The sequence below is a fragment of the Enterococcus sp. E4-150 genome (assembly GCF_035726465.1).
Classification (GTDB): Bacteria; Bacillota; Bacilli; order Lactobacillales; family Enterococcaceae; genus Enterococcus_B; species Enterococcus_B faecium.
On sequence record NZ_JAPRGK010000001.1, the window covers coordinates 15,776 to 32,972 of the forward strand.

Annotated in this window: 16 protein-coding genes; 12 read left to right on the top strand and 4 right to left on the bottom strand. The window is 39.4% G+C overall.

Annotated elements, in window-relative coordinates:
• Positions 1–30: 30 nt before the first annotated feature.
• The 4 genes from jag to rpmH form a co-directional block, all read right to left on the bottom strand.
• Positions 31–789 (bottom strand): RNA-binding cell elongation regulator Jag/EloR, encoded by a 759-nt coding sequence (jag, locus tag OZ002_RS00070; protein ID WP_125179019.1) that lies wholly within the window; start codon positions 787–789, stop codon positions 31–33.
• A gap of 17 nt (positions 790–806) precedes the next feature.
• On the bottom strand, positions 807–1,625 hold the full coding sequence (locus OZ002_RS00075) for a YidC/Oxa1 family membrane protein insertase (protein WP_002295256.1): 819 nt from the start codon (positions 1,623–1,625) through the stop codon (positions 807–809).
• Entirely contained in the window at positions 1,622–1,978 is a 357-nt protein-coding gene (gene rnpA / locus OZ002_RS00080) for a ribonuclease P protein component (RefSeq protein ID WP_002295255.1), read from the bottom strand. The genes OZ002_RS00075 and rnpA overlap by 4 nt, the downstream gene beginning before the upstream one ends.
• 117 nt (positions 1,979–2,095) lie before the next feature.
• The gene (gene rpmH, locus OZ002_RS00085; protein WP_002293121.1) at positions 2,096–2,230 is read right to left on the bottom strand and encodes a 50S ribosomal protein L34; all 135 of its coding nucleotides are present in this window, start codon (positions 2,228–2,230) and stop codon (positions 2,096–2,098) included.
• A 522-nt stretch (positions 2,231–2,752) separates the two neighbouring features.
• Between rpmH and dnaA the strand changes: the two genes are divergently transcribed.
• From dnaA to dnaB, 12 genes are all read left to right on the top strand, one after another.
• Complete coding sequence (dnaA, locus tag OZ002_RS00090) at positions 2,753–4,087, top strand: chromosomal replication initiator protein DnaA (protein WP_002288360.1); 1,335 nt, start codon at positions 2,753–2,755, stop codon at positions 4,085–4,087.
• Between the two features lie 197 nt (positions 4,088–4,284).
• Positions 4,285–5,415 (top strand): DNA polymerase III subunit beta, encoded by a 1,131-nt coding sequence (gene dnaN / locus OZ002_RS00095; protein ID WP_113833036.1) that lies wholly within the window; start codon positions 4,285–4,287, stop codon positions 5,413–5,415.
• Between the two features lie 228 nt (positions 5,416–5,643).
• Positions 5,644–5,886, top strand: a complete 243-nt coding sequence (yaaA, locus tag OZ002_RS00100; protein WP_002295251.1) for a S4 domain-containing protein YaaA — start codon at positions 5,644–5,646, stop codon at positions 5,884–5,886.
• Positions 5,873–6,997 carry a DNA replication/repair protein RecF gene (recF, locus tag OZ002_RS00105; protein ID WP_002288363.1) on the top strand — a complete coding sequence of 375 codons (1,125 nt, stop codon included), beginning with the start codon at positions 5,873–5,875 and terminating at the stop codon, positions 6,995–6,997. Before yaaA ends, recF begins: the two co-directional genes overlap by 14 nt.
• Complete coding sequence (gene gyrB, locus OZ002_RS00110) at positions 6,994–8,940, top strand: DNA topoisomerase (ATP-hydrolyzing) subunit B (RefSeq protein WP_125179018.1); 1,947 nt, start codon at positions 6,994–6,996, stop codon at positions 8,938–8,940. Before recF ends, gyrB begins: the two co-directional genes overlap by 4 nt.
• A gap of 19 nt (positions 8,941–8,959) precedes the next feature.
• Positions 8,960–11,431, top strand: a complete 2,472-nt coding sequence (gene gyrA, locus OZ002_RS00115; protein WP_002307296.1) for a DNA gyrase subunit A — start codon at positions 8,960–8,962, stop codon at positions 11,429–11,431.
• A gap of 235 nt (positions 11,432–11,666) precedes the next feature.
• On the top strand, positions 11,667–11,966 hold the full coding sequence (rpsF, locus tag OZ002_RS00120; protein ID WP_002288366.1) for a 30S ribosomal protein S6: 300 nt from the start codon (positions 11,667–11,669) through the stop codon (positions 11,964–11,966).
• A gap of 49 nt (positions 11,967–12,015) precedes the next feature.
• Positions 12,016–12,528 (top strand): single-stranded DNA-binding protein, encoded by a 513-nt coding sequence (gene ssb / locus OZ002_RS00125; protein WP_002288368.1) that lies wholly within the window; start codon positions 12,016–12,018, stop codon positions 12,526–12,528.
• Positions 12,529–12,553: 25 nt separating this feature from the next.
• Positions 12,554–12,790, top strand: coding sequence for a 30S ribosomal protein S18 (gene rpsR / locus OZ002_RS00130; protein WP_002288370.1), 237 nt, complete (start codon positions 12,554–12,556; stop codon positions 12,788–12,790).
• A 142-nt stretch (positions 12,791–12,932) separates the two neighbouring features.
• Positions 12,933–14,906, top strand: a complete 1,974-nt coding sequence (locus OZ002_RS00135) for a DHH family phosphoesterase (protein WP_002288371.1) — start codon at positions 12,933–12,935, stop codon at positions 14,904–14,906.
• A gap of 5 nt (positions 14,907–14,911) precedes the next feature.
• Positions 14,912–15,364: a 50S ribosomal protein L9 gene (gene rplI / locus OZ002_RS00140; RefSeq protein WP_002288372.1), complete on the top strand. Its 453-nt coding sequence runs from the start codon at positions 14,912–14,914 to the stop codon at positions 15,362–15,364.
• Between the two features lie 273 nt (positions 15,365–15,637).
• On the top strand, positions 15,638–17,005 hold the full coding sequence (gene dnaB, locus OZ002_RS00145) for a replicative DNA helicase (protein ID WP_002288373.1): 1,368 nt from the start codon (positions 15,638–15,640) through the stop codon (positions 17,003–17,005).
• Positions 17,006–17,197 lie beyond the last annotated feature (192 nt).

Consider the following 17,197-nt stretch of genomic DNA (forward strand, 5'->3'; position numbering starts at 1 on the left):
TCAACGTGATTTATTCAAAAAGTAATGGAATCAATAATATTTTTTAGCAGGTTCTACTACTAAATAACGATAAGGTTCCTCACCTTCCGAATGTGTTTTTACATGTTCATCTTTGCTTAATGCAGCATGGATTTGTTTACGTTCAAATGCAGGCATTGGTTCTAAGAAAACAGGCTGCCCTGTCCGTTTTACTTTTTCAGCCGTGCGATCAGCTAAACGCTGAATGATCTCTTGGCGCTTTTCACGGTAATTGCCTACATTGACTACTACAGACGGCTTATTTCTTGCTAAACGATGGATGAAGACTTGTGCCAGATATTGCAATGCATTCAGTGTTTTTCCATGTTTCCCAATCAGTATGCCTTGCTTTTGTGTTTCTAAATGGAAAACAACCATATTATTTGATTCTCTTTCCATTTTGACAAGAGCTGGAGCATCAAGCTGTTTTGAAATTTCAGTAAGATAAACTGCCAATTCCGTTAAAGCTGCTTCATCACCTAGCTCACTTACTTCTTCTGTTTTTTCTTCAAGAATCGTTTCGTTGACTACCTCGATCTCAGCTGTTGGTTCTTCTTCCAAAATTTCTTCTACAGTCTGTTCTACTGTTTCAGAAACTTTTTCGCTGATACTTGGCTGGATCGAAAGCCGTGCATTCTTTCGACCCATTCCTAGGAAACCTTTTTTTCCTTCTTCCAGTATTTCGATTTCGACTTGGTCTTTGGCCAAACCCAAATCAGCCAGACCTAGTTGGACAGCTTCGTCTATTGTTGCAGCTTCATAAATCGGCATTAGCATTACCTCCCCTATTATTTCCGTTTTTTCTTAGGATTCATTGCTTTCTTAAGAGCACGTTCTCTTTCGCGGATTCTCCGTGCTTCTTCTTCACGCTCTTTTCGAATTTTGAAAGGGTTGTTGATCAGCAGCGTTTGTACAACTTGGAAGGCATTGGAAACTACCCAGTATAATGAAAGACCGCTGGCTAAATTGACACCCATCACTAAAATCATTACAGGCATCACGAAATTCATGATCTTCATTGATGCATTCGATTCAATTTGACTCATGCTAGATAAATACGTACTTGCAAAAGTAAAGATTGCTGCTAAAATCGGCAAAATAAATGTTGGATCCGCGTTCCCTAAGTTCAACCATAAGAAATGCCCTTGTTTCAACTCTGGTACACGTGAAATAGATTGCCATAACGCCATCAAGATTGGCATTTGTACTAATAAAGGAAGACAACCAGCATATGGATTGACGCCATTTTCTGCATATAAACGCTGCTGCTCTTCTCTTAACTTACTTTGTGTTTCCGGATCTCTTGAACTATATTGTTGCTGCAGTGCTTTTAATTTCGGTTGTAATTCTTGCGTTTTACGCATGCTCTTTGTTTGGAAATGCATCAACGGCAATAGGATCACGCGGATGATCAGTGTAAATAAAATGATCCCTATCCCTGCATTACCAAATGACAACGCCTTGATCGCCTCAGCAAAGTAATAAACAATATAACGATCCCAAATTCCTGTACTCTGTGCGCTGACTTCCCCAGTTCCGCAACCGGATAAGACGATGACCAAACTAACGATACCGGCCATCAAAAGTAAACGTTTGTATTTCTTCACTTACTCTTTTCCTCTCTGTCGATTATTTTTGCAAGTTTTAAGACGTGGACTAAATTGGAGCGAACCTCATCATAAGTCAACCCCTTCACACTTGGTCTAGCAATCACAATAAAATCCAACTCCGGATCAATTTCTTCTTTTATAGAATAAACTGCTGCTCGGATTTTTCGTTTGACTTCATTGCGGTTTACCGCGTTGCCGACCTTTTTTCCTACAGATAAACCAACTCGAAAATGAGGCTGTCCCGGTTTTTCCAAACGGTAAACGACGAATTTGCGGTTAGCAAAAGAATCTCCCGTATGGAACACGGCTTGAAACTCTCGTTCTTTTTTTACTCGATACGCTTTTCTCATTAGTTTTCTTTCCTTTTCTATCTCTCACTTACGCTCATAATCATACCATAATTACGATTGTCCTTTCATCATTTCCCTAAAAAAGAGTATAAAAAAAACCACTGAAACCCCAGTGGCCTAAGCTGAAAGAACTTTTCTTCCTTTGCGACGACGGCTAGCTAACACACGACGTCCATTTTTAGTACTCATACGTTTACGGAATCCGTGAACTTTTTGACGTTTACGTTTATTTGGTTGGTATGTTCTTTTCATATATTCCACCTCCAAAATGTTCTTATCTATTTTATAAACACAGACATACTTTGATAGTATAACGACAAAGTAGTGATTTTGTCAATATAAAATAGAAGATCGATTGTTAAAAATTATCCACAAGATTATTTTTTTCTATGGGAATCCTATGTGGAAAAAGTTATGCACAGGGATTATCCACAGATAATAAATGGCTGGTTTTACACAGAAAATACACGTGTAAAAAAAGTAATCCACAATCAGGCGTTTCCCTGTGTATTTCGTCTCCTAACTATTGGTATATCTATATTTTTTATCCACAGACGCAAGAGGAAATCTATTGATTTTCACGAGTTTTCCACTTGTGCATTAGTGGTGTGGAAAACTTTTTTTGACAACTGTGTTTTTCTCTTTTTTCTTTTTGTCGATTGTGTGGATAATTGTAATTAAAAAATTTTTTTCTTCGGTTTCTGTGGAAAACTATTGAAAAAAATGCTAAATTAGTACTAGTTATTCACTTTTTAATGAAGGAGGAGGCCTTATATGGTATCCCTCGATGCTTTATGGAATGAATTAAAAGCAACATACCAAAAGGATTTATCGCCTGCTAGCTATAATACATGGATCGAAACAGCGAACCCTCGAACCCTTGATCAAAACCAGCTCGTTGTTGAGGTTCCTAGCAAGATTCATAAAGAATATTGGGAAAAAAACCTGGCGACAAAAATCGTTGAAGTCGGTTATATGTTATCAGGAAATGAGATTATCCCTCGCTTTATTACTGGCGAAGAAGCAGAGCAAGAAGAAGTTATAGAAGAAAAAAATCCAAAAGTTGTGGCACCTAGTCCGCTAAAAAAAGCCATGCTGAACCCTAAATATACCTTTGATACGTTTGTCATTGGTAAAGGAAACCAGATGGCTCATGCAGCAGCGCTCGTTGTAGCAGAAGATCCAGGTTCTATTTATAACCCGCTCTTCTTTTATGGAGGCGTGGGACTTGGTAAGACTCACTTGATGCATGCAATTGGTCATCAAATGCTGCAAAGTCAGCCTAATGCCAAAGTAAAATATGTAAGCAGTGAAACTTTTGCTAATGATTTCATCAATTCGATCCAAAACAAAACAGCAGAAGAGTTCCGTCAAGAATATCGAAATGTTGATTTACTGCTAGTGGATGACATTCAATTTTTTGCAGAAAAAGAAGCTACGCAAGAAGAGTTTTTCCATACTTTCAATGCCTTGTACAATGAAGGGAAACAAATCGTACTAACCAGTGATCGGTTGCCAAACGAGATTCCGAAACTGCAAGAACGCCTTGTTTCTCGCTTTGCATGGGGGCTGTCTGTTGATATTACACCGCCGGATCTTGAAACAAGAACAGCGATTTTACGTAAAAAAGCGGCGGCTGAACGTCTAGAGATCCCAGATGACACACTAAGCTACATCGCAGGACAAATTGATTCTAACATTCGTGAATTAGAAGGTGCGCTTGTTCGAGTGCAAGCTTTTGCTGCGATGAATAGTGAAGATATTTCGACTAGTCTAGCTGCAGACGCACTGAAAACGTTAAAATCAGGAAAAGGACATCCTCAATTGTCAATCCTGCAGATCCAAGAAGAAGTGGCAAAGTATTATCACATCCAATTGAAAGATCTCAAAGGAAAGAAACGCGTCAAATCTATTGTTGTTCCTAGACAAATCGCTATGTATTTGGCACGTGAGCTCACAGATAATTCTTTACCGAAAATCGGAGCTGAATTCGGTGGCAAGGATCACACAACGGTTATCCATGCTCATGAAAAAATCCAGCAGCTGATGGATTCTAGTGTCAGTATGCAAAATGAAGTATCAGAAATCAAAAACTTTTTACTAAATTAATTTGTCGATTCTATCAACTGAAAATAGCATGTGGATAAAAGAAAAAAACGTTCAAAAGTTATACACACTTTTTCCACAGCTGTTTTTTCGTTTCTCTCTTACGTTTTTTGAGTTTTCCACAGAATCAACATGCCCTATTACTTTTATTATTCTTTTTAACTAATAATAAATAAACAAACATTCAAAGGAGATACATCATGAAAGTTACTTTAAACCGAGCTAGCTTTATGCAAGAATTGCAAACTGTTCAACGAGCTATTTCAAGCAAAACCACGATCCCTATTTTGACAGGTGTAAAAATCACACTGACACAAGAAGGTTTGACTTTGACGGGGAGCAACGCTGATATATCAATTGAAACTTTTTTGTCTGTTGAAAACGAAAAAGCAAATATGCAAATCGAATCTACTGGTTCCATTGTTTTACAAGCACGTTTCTTTAGCGAAATCATTCGGAGACTTCCTGAAGAAACATTTACTTTAGAAGTTTTAGAAAATAAACAAGTAGCGATTACTTCTGGAAAAGCGAATTTTATCGTAAATGGATTAGATGCAGATAACTATCCTCATCTTCCTGTTGTCGAAAGCCATAACCAGATGAAATTACCTGTACACGTATTGACTAAACTAATCAACGAAACAGTTTTTGCTGTCTCACAACATGAGAGTCGTCCAATCTTGACAGGTGTGCATTTCATTTTATCTGATAATTCTTTATTGGCTGTAGCTACTGATTCTCACCGTCTAAGTCAACGCGTGATTCCAGTAGAACAAGCGGCTGATCATTTTGATATTGTTATTCCTGGAAAAAGTTTGATCGAATTATCTCGCTCATTAACAAATGAAGAAGAAATCGTCGAAATCAGTATTATGGAAAACCAAGTGTTGTTCAAAACAGAAACGATGTATTTCTATTCCCGTTTGCTAGAAGGAAACTATCCTGATACCAATCGTTTGATTCCTTCAAGTTTTAATACAGAGGTTGAATTTTCTGTTCCTAGCTTTTTAGCGGCGATCGAACGGGCTTCTTTACTTTCTCATGAAGGCCGTAACAACATCGTTCGTTTATCTATTCGTCCAGATGCGGTTGTTTTATACGGAAATTCGCCAGAAATCGGGAAGGTAGAAGAAAGCTTGAGTTATACAGTAAGCAGTGGCGATCCATTAGATATTTCTTTCAATCCGGATTATATGAAAGCAGCGTTGCGTGCATTTGGAGATATGAGCATCAAAGTGAAATTTATCTCTGCTATTCGTCCATTTACATTGGAACCAACGGAAGATGGCGTTCAATTTATTCAGCTGATTACTCCTGTACGTACAAATTAACAATGATTTTCAATGTTCTTGAAAATTTAATTGAAAAGAAATAGAAAAAATAAAATTTTAAACAGAAGGCCCTAAAATCTCTTTTAAGGCTTTCTGTTTATTTTTGTTTAAATCACCTTTTTTAGATTAAATCGTCTTATATGGAAAAATATATGGATAAATTTGTTTTATTGCGAAAAAAAAGGTATAATAGAGTATACTTTTAATAATGAAAATGAGGGATGGGCATTGAAACAACAAGTCATTCTAAATACGGAATTCATGACGTTGGGCCAAATGTTGAAAGAAGTCACAGTTATCGGTAGTGGCGGACAAGCAAAATGGTATTTGGCAGAAAACACTGTGTTAGTCGATGGCGAACCAGAAAATCGTCGTGGACGCAAACTTTATCCCGGCATGATGGTTGAAGTTCCAGAAGTAGGAACTTTTTTTATGGTAAAAAAAGGAAACGACGATAATGAGGCTGAATAAGCTGTATTTAAAAAATTATCGAAATTACGAAGAGCTGAACATCGAATTTTCCAAGAACCTCGTCATCTTTTTAGGAGAAAATGCGCAAGGAAAAACGAATCTTTTAGAAAGTATCTACGTATTAGCTATGACGCGAAGTCATCGGACAAGTAGTGAGCAGGAATTGATTGGCTGGACTGACGATCAGGCGATGATTCAAGGAGAGATCACAAAAGGTTCATCCACTCTTCCATTAGAAATCTTATTATCTAAAAAAGGCCGAAAAACCAAGATCAACCATATCGAACAGAAAAAGTTAAGTACTTACGTGGGACAAATGAATGTCATTTTATTTGCACCAGAAGATCTTTCTTTAGTAAAAGGCAGCCCGCAGATCAGGCGGAAGTTTTTAGATATGGAATTAGGCCAGATCAATCCAATCTATCTTTATGATCTTGTCCAATACCAAGCAATTTTGAAACAAAGAAACCAGTATTTAAAGCAATTGAATGAAAAAAAACAAACTGATTTGCTTTATTTGGATATTTTGTCCGAACAACTAGCAGCGTTTGGCAGCAAAGTATTGAAAGCAAGAGCACAGTTCGTCAAGCGATTGGAGTTTTGGGCTAATTCTTTGCATCAGCAAATCACCCATCAAAAAGAGCAGCTGGAAATCGAGTATCTCACCGCAGTCGATTCTTTAGAAACACATACGCAAGAGCAAATCCAAGAACAATTTCTCGCACTTTTGAACCAAAATAAAAAGAAAGACCTTTTTCGGGGAACAACGACAGTTGGTCCTCATCGTGACGATCTTTCCTTTTTTATTAATCAGAAAAATGTGCAGACTTATGGATCGCAAGGACAGCAAAGAACAACTGCACTAAGTGTCAAATTAGCAGAAATCGATTTGATTAAAGAAGAGACAGGGGAATATCCAATCCTTTTGTTAGATGATGTGATGAGCGAGCTGGATGATAATCGTCAACTCCATCTGCTAGAAACAATCGAAGGAAAAGTTCAAACGTTCTTAACAACAACGACACTTGACCATGTAAAAAATAAAATGACTGTTGAACCTGAGATTTTTTATGTTCAACAAGGGAAACTAAAAGGAGAAGAAACTGAATGACAGAAGAAAGAAGTTTAGTAGAACGCGCTAAAGAGTATGATGCCAGTCAGATTCAAGTACTTGAAGGACTTGAAGCCGTTCGTAAACGACCTGGCATGTATATCGGTTCGACTAGTTCTGAGGGTCTGCATCACCTTGTTTGGGAAATTGTCGATAATTCGATCGATGAAGTATTAGCAGGTTTTGCAACGAAAATCCATGTGATTATTGAAAAAGACAACAGTATCACCGTTATTGACGACGGTCGGGGGATACCTGTAGATATCCAGGTAAAAACTGGACGTCCTGCAGTTGAAACGGTCTTTACTGTTTTACATGCTGGAGGAAAATTCGGCGGTGGTGGGTACAAAGTTTCTGGTGGACTTCACGGAGTAGGATCTTCTGTTGTTAACGCGCTTTCTACACAGCTTGATGTCAAAGTATACAAAGAAGGAAATGTGTACTATCAAGAATATCGTCGTGGAGCTGTAGTGGACGACTTAAAGATTATCGAACAAACGGATCGCCATGGAACAACGGTTCACTTTACGCCAGACCCTGAAATTTTTACAGAGACAACTGAGTTTGATTTTTCAAAATTGGCTACCCGGATCCGTGAACTTGCTTTCTTGAACCGCGGGATGCGTATATCGATTGAAGACAAACGAGAAGAAGAACCAGTCATCAATGAATACCATTATGACGGCGGGATCAAAAGTTATGTCGAATACTTGAATGCAAACAAAACCGTGATTTTTCCAGAACCTGTATATTTGGAAGGTGAACAGCAAGATATCGCAGTTGAAGTCTCTATGCAATATACAGACGGCTACCATTCCAATATCATGAGTTTTGCCAACAATATCCATACGTATGAAGGCGGAACACATGAATCAGGATTCAAGACTGCTTTAACTCGTGTGATAAATGATTATGCCCGAAAACAAAAGCTGATGAAAGAAAATGACGACAACTTGACCGGTGAAGACGTGCGAGAAGGATTGACAGCTGTTATTTCTATCAAGCATCCTGACCCTCAATTCGAAGGACAAACAAAAACAAAATTGGGTAATTCCGAAGTACGGACAGTCACTGATCGGTTATTTAGCGAACATTTCATGAAATTCTTGCTGGAAAACCCAAGTGTGGGCCGTCAAATTGTTGAAAAAGGATTACTAGCTTCCAGAGCTCGTCTAGCAGCGAAACGTGCGCGTGAAGTAACGAGACGTAAAGGTGCTTTAGAGATTAGTAATCTGCCAGGAAAATTAGCGGACTGCTCTAGCAACGATCCTGAAAAATGCGAATTGTTCATCGTCGAAGGAGATTCGGCCGGCGGATCAGCTAAGCAAGGTCGTAATCGAGAGTTTCAAGCCATCTTGCCTATTCGTGGGAAAATCTTGAATGTTGAAAAAGCAAGCATGGACAAGATCTTGGCAAATGAAGAGATCCGGTCTTTATTTACTGCTATGGGTACAGGGTTTGGAGAAGATTTTGATGTATCGAAAGCTCGCTACCACAAATTAGTTATCATGACTGATGCCGATGTCGACGGCGCGCATATCCGTACATTGTTGCTGACTCTTTTTTATCGTTACATGCGTCCTATTGTTGAAGCTGGATACGTCTATATTGCTCAGCCACCTTTATACGGGGTAAAACAAGGGAAGAATATTACGTATGTACAACCAGGAAAAAATGCAGAAGAAGAGTTGAAACAAGTCGTTGCTTCACTTCCTGCCTCACCAAAACCAAGCGTTCAGCGTTATAAAGGACTTGGAGAAATGGATGATCATCAACTATGGGAAACAACTATGGACCCAAGCAATCGGATGATGGCCCGCGTCAGTGTGGACGATGCTATTGCAGCAGATCAGATATTTGAAATGTTGATGGGGGATCGAGTAGAACCCCGTCGTGCATTCATCGAGGAAAATGCACACTATGTGAAGAACTTAGATATTTAATCATGAAGGAGGAAAAAGAATGAGTGAAGAAATCAGAGAAAACATCCATGATGTCAATCTAACCAGCGAAATGAAAGACTCCTTCATCGATTATGCGATGAGTGTTATTGTCGCACGTGCACTTCCTGATGTCAGAGATGGTCTGAAACCCGTTCACCGCCGTATTTTATACGGCATGAACGAATTAGGTGTAACACCGGATAAAGCCCATAAAAAATCTGCCAGAATCGTCGGAGATGTCATGGGTAAATACCATCCTCATGGAGACAGTGCGATCTATGAGTCAATGGTACGGATGGCGCAGCCATTCAGCTACCGTTATATGCTAGTGGATGGTCATGGAAACTTTGGTTCTGTTGACGGTGACGGTGCCGCCGCTATGCGTTATACCGAAGCACGGATGAGCAAAATCGCTACAGAAATGCTGCGTGATATCAATAAGAACACTGTTGATTTCCAAAGCAACTATGATGATACAGAAAAAGAACCAGTTGTACTACCTGCTCGCTTCCCGAATCTTTTAGTGAACGGAACAACGGGGATCGCCGTAGGTATGGCCACGAATATCCCACCTCATAACTTGTCTGAGGTAGTAGCGGCTATCGATTTGCTGATGGATAATCCTGATGTGACGACCAATGAATTGATGGAAGTATTACCTGGACCAGATTTTCCAACAGGTGGTTTGGTTATGGGAAAATCAGGAATCCGAAGAGCGTATGAAACAGGTAAGGGTTCTATTACCGTACGTGCAAAAGTTGAGATTACTGAGATGCCAAATGGTAAAGAACGGATCATCGTGACAGAATTGCCTTATATGGTCAATAAAGCAAAATTGATCGAACGGATTTCTGAACTGCACAGAGACAAGCGTATCGAAGGGATCACAGATTTGCGGGACGAATCTTCCCGTGAAGGTATGCGGATCGTCATTGACATCCGTCGTGACGCCAGCGCATCCGTTATCTTGAATAACTTATATAAATTGACATCCTTGCAAAATTCATTTGGATTTAATATGTTGGCGATCGAAAAAGGTGTGCCGAAAGTTTTGAGCTTGAAACAAATTCTTGAAAACTATATCGAACATCAGCGCGAAGTCATCACAAGACGGACGGTCTTTGAAAAAGAAAAAGCAGAAGCAAGGGCACACATTTTAGAAGGTTTGCGTATTGCTTTGGATCATATCGATGAAATCATTGCGATTATCCGTGGGTCTAAATCAGATGACGAAGCAAAAGCGACGATGATCGAACGGTTCGATTTATCCGATCGCCAGTCCCAAGCTATTTTAGATATGCGTTTACGCCGATTGACCGGTTTGGAACGGGAAAAAATCGAAAATGAATACCAAGAACTCTTAAAACTGATTGAAGATTTAACTGACATTCTGGCAAGACCAGAACGTGTTACAGAAATTATCAAGAATGAATTAGCAGACTTGAATCAACGATTTGGTGATAAACGACGCACAGAATTACTAGTCGGTGAGGTCTTAAGTCTGGAAGATGAAGATTTAATCGAAGAAGAAGAAATCGTTATTACATTGACAAACAATGGTTACATCAAACGTTTGGCAAATAATGAATTCAGAGCTCAACGAAGGGGTGGACGTGGTGTCCAAGGAATGGGTATCCACAATGACGACTTCGTCAAAAATCTGGTTTCTTGTTCTACCCATGATACATTGTTATTCTTTACGAATAACGGAAAAGTGTATCGGGCAAAAGGATATGAAATTCCAGAATACGGGCGTACAGCCAAAGGAATCCCAATCATCAATTTACTAGGTATCGATTCGAGTGAAAGCATCCAGGCAATCATTGCGGTGACGGGAGAAGCAGAAGAAGGCCACTATCTCTTCTTTACGACGCGTCAAGGTACAGTAAAACGTACTTCTGTCACTGCTTTTGCTAACATCCGAAGTAATGGTCTGATCGCAATTGGTTTGAAAGAAGACGATGAGCTCGTCAATGTGCTACTGACAGATGGTCAATCTAATATCATTATCGGAACACATAACGGCTACTCTGTCACTTTCAAAGAAGAAGCAGTCCGCGATATGGGACGTACAGCTTCCGGGGTCAGAGGGATACGCCTGCGTGAGGAAGATTATGTCGTTGGGGCAGCCTTAATGAAGGGAAATCAAGAAGTATTAGTGATCACAGAAAAAGGTTACGGAAAACGGACAAAAGTATCGGAATATCCAGTGAAAGGCCGCGGAGGTAAAGGGATCAAAACGGCGAACATCACTGAAAAAAATGGTCCACTAGCTGGGTTGACCACTGTTTCTGGAGATGAAGACATCATGCTGATTACAGATAAAGGTGTCATTATCCGTTTCAACGTATCGACTGTTTCTCAAACTGGACGTTCAACATTAGGCGTACGTTTGATGAAGATGGAAGCTGATACGAAAGTTGTCACGATGGCAGCAGTCGAACCAGAAGCTGCAGAACAAACAGTTGAAGAACAAGGATCAGAAGAATAACCATCAAGACTAATTGTGTAAGCTAGCAAGAATGACCGATTAAAAAATCTGGTTATTCCTGCTGGCTTTTTTGATTAGTTGAATTTCTCTTAAAATATTCGAAACTGTTCATTCTGTATTGCTTTTGACCAAAATAGAGTGTATAATCAGAGCTTGTGAGTAGTCTAATTAATTAGATAACTCTCCTTGCTCTTAGGAACCTAAGAGCCGAAAGTCCACAGGGAGGTGAATATCAATGGAAAACACGAAATATGAAATCATGTACATTATTCGTCCAAACATTGATGAAGAAGCAAAAACTGCTTTAATCGAACGTTTCGATGCAATCTTGAAAGATAACGGAGCAGAAGTTATCGAATCAAAAGATTGGGAAAAACGCCGTTTCGCTTATGAAATGAACGGTTACCGTGAAGGTATCTATCACATCGTTAAAGTATCTTCTCCATCATCAGCAAATGCTGTCAATGAATTTGACCGTCTTGCTAAAATCAACGACGATATCATTCGTCACATGATTGTTAAAGAAGAAGCTTAATTGTTGTTTCATGTGAAACAATAGAAAACGATGAGAGGAGATGACTATTTTGATTAATAATGTTGTATTAGTTGGACGTCTGACGAAAGATCCAGATTTGCGTTACACAGCAAGTGGTACGGCAGTCGCAACATTTACTTTGGCTGTGAATCGTAATTTTACAAACCAAAGCGGCAATCGCGAGGCTGATTTTATCAACTGTGTGATTTGGCGCAAATCAGCAGAAACTTTAGCAAACTATGCTCGTAAAGGAACACTTTTAGGTGTTACTGGACGTATCCAAACTCGTTCTTATGATAATCAGCAAGGACAACGTGTATACGTGACAGAAGTAGTAGCTGACAACTTCCAATTGCTGGAAAGTCGTTCTGCATCTGAAAATCGTCAACAAAGCGGCGGATTCCAAAGTTCTGGTCAATCAGCTGGCGGATTTGGCGGAAACAATAACTCTAATCAAACATCTCAATCATCCAACGGTATGCCTGATTTCGACCGTGATACTTCTGACCCATTCGGCTCAAGTTCAACGATCGACATTTCAGACGATGATTTACCATTCTAAACGAATTTGATAGGAGGGAAATAGAATGGCACAACAAAGAAGAGGCGGACGTAAACGTCGTAAAGTAGACTACATTGCTGCTAACCATATTGAATATATCGATTATAAAGATATCGAATTACTAAAAAGATTTATTTCAGAACGCGGTAAAATCTTGCCACGTCGTGTAACTGGTACAGGCGCTAAAAACCAACGTAAAATTACTGTTGCAATCAAACGCGCTCGTATCATGGGCTTGCTACCTTTCGTTAGCGAAGACTAATAAATCCTAGGAATTGAATGACTGATCCTTTTGATCAGCTATTCAATTCCTTTTTTTCTGTAAAAATAACCTCTATTCGTTTAGTCGCTCGAATGACGAAAGTTATGGTAAAATCAAATTAGTCATATATGGGAGGAAAATTATGGAAAATAAAAACAATCATTTATCCCCGAAACCTCTCTTCCTTATCCTGTTTATATTAATCGAAGTATTGGTAGTCTTAATTTTACCATTTCGTTTTGTTAGCGCTTCGGTCATTCTATTGATGAATTTATGGGGTGTTCGCTATTGGTTGAAAATGAAACGTTGGCTTATTTTAAATAAACGTGAAAAAATCCAGCAGGCTTCGACTGTAGCTGAAACCAATCTAGCTTATGTCTCAGAAGTCATGCCTGTAGGAGTGATTGCTTATCAGCCATCAAGCCAAAAAATCGAATGGCTCAATCCATTAGCATTGAAAATCAAAGATCAAAGTGGATTAACAGAGGAAGAATTGCTAGATACTTTTTTTACTGCAAAAGAAAAAAAGAAAAACCAAGTCTATCTAGCAGATAAAACATTTCAGTTTGATATGGATACAGTAAAGGGTGTTGTTTATTTTAATGATATTACCCAAAACCAGTTGTTAAAACTCCATCAGACGAACAGTCAGCCGGTGATTGGTATTTTATCTATTGATAACTATGCAGATGCCATTGATAAATTAGATGACAAAGAGATTTCTTATTTGAACTCTTTCGTCACTACACTAGTTTCTGACTGGATGAATGAATACCATGTCTTTTTCAAAAGAATCAACGCAGAACGGTTTTTCTTCGTAGCACAGATGATCGATCTGAAAAAGATGATGGATAAAAAATTTGATTTGCTGGATCGCTTTCGAGCAGAAGCTGAAAAACAGAGCTCGCCTATCACCCTTAGTATGGGGATTGCTTATGGCTCAAGAACCCTCGATGAAATCGGTGGAGAAGCTCAGAATAATTTAGATGTTGCTTTAGTCCGTGGAGGCGACCAAGTTGTCGTGAAAGAGGTAAAAGAAGGAGCAAAACCTGTTTATTATGGGGGGAAATCTGCTAAGAATGTCAAACGCACGCGTGTTCGTTCTCGAGCGATGAGTACCGCTTTGCGTCGGATTTTTGATGAAACAGGCGATGTGTTTATCATGGGGCACAAGTTTCCGGATATGGATGCTTTAGGCTCTGCTTTTGGTGTCAGTTGTCTGGCACGCTTCAACCAGAAAAAAGCTTACATCGTTATCAATGAGAACGAGATCATTCCAGATGTAGAACGGTGTCTTGAAGAAATCCATAAGCATCCTGAATTAGAAATGCAACTAATCTCTCCAGAACGTGCCATAGAGCTGAAAAAAGAAGAGGACCTCCTCGTGATGGTGGATTACCATAAACCTTCTCTATCGATCTCTCAGGGCCTATATGAGCAATTTGATAAGATTGTGATCATTGATCACCATCGTCGTGGGGAAGAGTTTCCAAGTAAACCTCTGCTGACTTATATCGAATCTTCAGCTTCTTCAGCTTCAGAGCTAGTTTCTGAGCTGATCCAATACCAAAGCAGCAAAACAAATCGCTTAGATCGTTTTGAGGCCACATTATTGCTTGCAGGAATGGTTGTAGATACAAATAGTTTCAATGTCCGTACAACTGCACGAACTTTTGACGTTGCCAGCTATTTAAGGTCTTGTGGAGCAGACGCATCCTTAGTACAATATTTATTGAGCTCGGATTTAGCGACATACTTGGAGATCAGCAATTTGATTGCTGGAAGCGACTATGTGACTTCTGATATTGTTGTGGCGGCAGGGACAGACGAAAAAGAGTATAATAGTGTTATAGCAGCAAAAACAGCAGATACATTGCTTTCGATGATCAATATCAATGCAGCTTTCGTCATTACAAAGCGGACAGACGGCTTGATTGGGATCAGTGCCAGAAGTACCGGCACGATCAACGTCCAAATCATCATGGAATCCTTAGGTGGCGGAGGACACTTCACAAACGCAGCTACTCAACTGGAAAATACGACAGTTGAGGAAACAAAACAGAAGCTATTTGCTGCAATCAAAGAAAATATGAATCAAATATATGATAAGGAGTAATCCAAATGAAAGTAATTTTTTTACAAGATGTAAAAGGAAAAGGTAAAAAAGGGGACATCAAAGAAGTTCCAGCAGGTTATGCACAAAATTATCTAATCAAAAATAACTTGGCAAAAGAAGCAACGAAAAGCAGTATCAGTCAGTTAGCAGGACAAAAGAAAGCGCAAGAAAAACACGAAGCTGAAATCTTGGAAGAAGCTAAAAAGTTAAAAGAATTCTTGGAAAAAGAAGATACTGTAGTCGAATTGAAGGCGAAAGCAGGGGAAGACAGCCGTTTGTTTGGTTCGATCCCTTCAAAACAAATTGCTGAAGGGTTAAACAAACAATACAAAATCAAATTAGATAAACGAAAAATCGAATTAGAAAATCCGATCCGTTCACTAGGCTACACAAACGTACCTGTTAAGCTTCATCATGAGGTGACGGCTACGATCAAAGTTCATGTCGTACAAGAATAACAAATCTTGATAGCGATGTTCAGCTGGTAAGTATAACCAGAAGGAGAAAAGACAAACCGAAATTTATCTGAGAAAACAGCTGCAGCAATGAAAGCAAAAGCTGCAAATCGATTTCAGATTGATTTCGGTTTCTTTTTTGGGAACAGCAAAATAGCATAAAGAAAACGAGTATAATAAAAGAGAACTATTTTTTTATTACACTTTCGGTACGAATGATGACTTTTCTCTCATTTTCTTGTAAAATGAAGCAATTGAAGACAAGGAGCGATACGTATGAATGAAGTGTGGCAGGATCGAATCCCACCGCAAAATATTGAAGCTGAACAAGCGGTTTTAGGCTCTGTTTTTCTTGACGCAGAAACGATCATTGATGCCATGGAGTACATAGAGCCAAAAGACTTTTATCGTCGCGGCCATCAAATTATTTTTGAGACAATGATCGAGTTAAATGATCGTAATGAAGCGATTGACGTGGTTACTGTCAAAGACCGGCTGGAACAAGCCAATTTGTTAGAAGATGCCGGTGGTTTAAGTTATCTCTCAGACTTGGCATTAGCAGTTCCGACAGCAGCAAATATCGTCTACTATGCGAAAATCGTTGAAGAAAAATCATTGCTGCGTACATTGATCCAGACAGCAACAGGAATCGTTACGAAAGGATTCGAGCAAGGAGAAGAAGTTCAAACAATTTTAGATGATGCCGAACGCAGTATCTTGGAGGTTTCGGAAAAAAGAAATCGAAGCGGCTTTTTATCTATTGCTGAAGTACTGAACTCCACGATTGAAAATATCGATCGACTAGCTCAAAACAATGAAGAAATCACAGGTCTACCAACTGGCTATCAAGGTCTGGATAAAATGACAGCAGGTTTCCAGCCCGAAGAACTAATCATTCTTGCTGCACGTCCAGCGGTAGGTAAAACAGCGTTTGCATTGAATATTGCTCAAAATGTAGGAACAAAAACAGATCGTTCTGTTGCGATATTTAGTTTGGAAATGGGGGCAGAATCTCTTGTAAATCGGATGCTTTGTGCAGAAGGTTCGATTGAGGCCAGCCATTTACGTACAGGTCAGCTTTCGGAAGAAGAATGGTCGAATCTGATCGTTGCGATGGGGAGTCTTTCTCGAGCAAATATTTTTATCGATGATACACCAGGGATCAAAATCTCTGAAATCCGTGCGAAATGTCGGAAACTAGCTCAAGAAAAAGGCAATCTAGGCTTGATATTGATCGATTATTTGCAGTTGATTGAAGGTAACGGTAAAGAGAACCGTCAACAAGAAGTATCAGATATCTCTCGCCAACTGAAAAAACTGGCGAAAGAGCTGAAAGTACCTGTCATTGCTCTTTCACAGTTATCTCGTGGAGTAGAACAGCGACAAGACAAACGACCAGTGCTAAGTGATATTCGTGAATCCGGATCAATTGAACAAGATGCGGACATCGTAGCCTTCTTGTATCGAGATGATTATTATGAAAGAGAAGGCGGAGATGACGATGATGGAAACGAGCCAAAAAATGACAACGTCATCGAAGTCATCATCGAGAAGAACCGAAGCGGTGCACGAGGAACAGTTGAACTACTGTTTATCAAAGAATACAATAAGTTTTCGTCGCTTTCGCCAAGAGAAGAATTTTAAAGAAGAGGTTGTGAAAGAGGCGTTCAGCCTTGCACAATGACTAAGAGCACTCGTATAAGATGCGACGAGTAACTGCAAGAGTGACTAGAGCACTTAATTAAAACAGATCTCCAAAGGGATTGTGACAAAAGTCTTGTCACAGTCCCTTTTTCCGAATAAACGGTGTTCAATCAGCTGACCCTTGGTATTAGC